Origin of the sequence: Streptomyces sp. MB09-01 (assembly GCF_033794505.1) — a bacterium.
GTDB lineage: Bacteria > Actinomycetota > Actinomycetes > Streptomycetales > Streptomycetaceae > Streptomyces.
The window spans coordinates 1-767 of record NZ_JARAYQ010000595.1; the positions used below are offsets into that span (position 1 = coordinate 1).

At 74.3% G+C, this 767-nt stretch carries 1 protein-coding gene and 1 pseudogene; both read left to right on the top strand.

Annotated features, from left to right (window positions below; translation table 11 throughout):
- A pseudogene (locus tag PV721_RS43640) lies at positions 1–202 on the top strand (HNH endonuclease); the annotation flags it as partial.
- Positions 203–325: 123 nt separating this feature from the next.
- A complete protein-coding gene (locus PV721_RS43645; RefSeq protein WP_319734462.1) occupies positions 326–685 on the top strand; it encodes a hypothetical protein in 360 nt (119 codons plus the stop codon).
- The last annotated feature ends 82 nt before the right edge of the window (positions 686–767 follow it).

Here is a 767-nt window from a genome sequence, read left to right on the forward strand (position 1 = left end):
TCGTTCGAACCGGCCGAAGGCGGACCAGGACCCGGCGGAGTGGCTGCCGCCGGCTCCGGACGCGCTGTGCCGGTACGGCGCCGAGTGGACCGCGACCAAGCTGCGGTGGGGGCTGGCGGTCGACGAGGCGGAGCGGGACCGGCTGCTGGACATCGCAGCCGGCTGCGGCGGCACCGACGTGGAGTTCACACCCGCCCCGTAGCGCCGGGTGCGGACGGGCCGAGGGCCGTCACCTCGCAGGGGCGGGGCCTTCTCGCATGTTCCGTTTCTGGGCCCGAGGCCTGTGCCGAGGGGTGTTGTCGGTGGGGGCGGTGACCATGGGGAGATGAGCGCCGGTATCGCGCCCGAGGGCCCGCATGCGGGTGTCGACGGGTTGTGCGAGTACATCCGGGGCGCCCTCGCAGGGTGGGTGCCCCGGATGCTCGGCGTCCATGTCCACCGGTCGGTGTCCGGGCCGGCCGAGGTGGCGCGGCTGGTCGGCGCGGTCGCGGAGGCCGCCGAGCTCACGGTGCTCCCTGGGGACGACGCGACTGCTCGGGCCGAGCTGCACACGGCAGCCGCCAGGGCCCTCGAGGCCGCCGGTGAAAGGCCGGGGACCGATGTGCGGGCCGAGCTGGCCGCCGTACGCGCGGGGTGCCGGCGCGCGGCTGTCGCCGTCGGACTGCGCGTTCCCGTCGCCTTCTGACCTGGGCCGGAGGGTCAGCTGTCCGGAGGATGGGGAACATTCCGGTTTGGTTGACCGTTCATCCACGTGTGGGGTGCGGGAA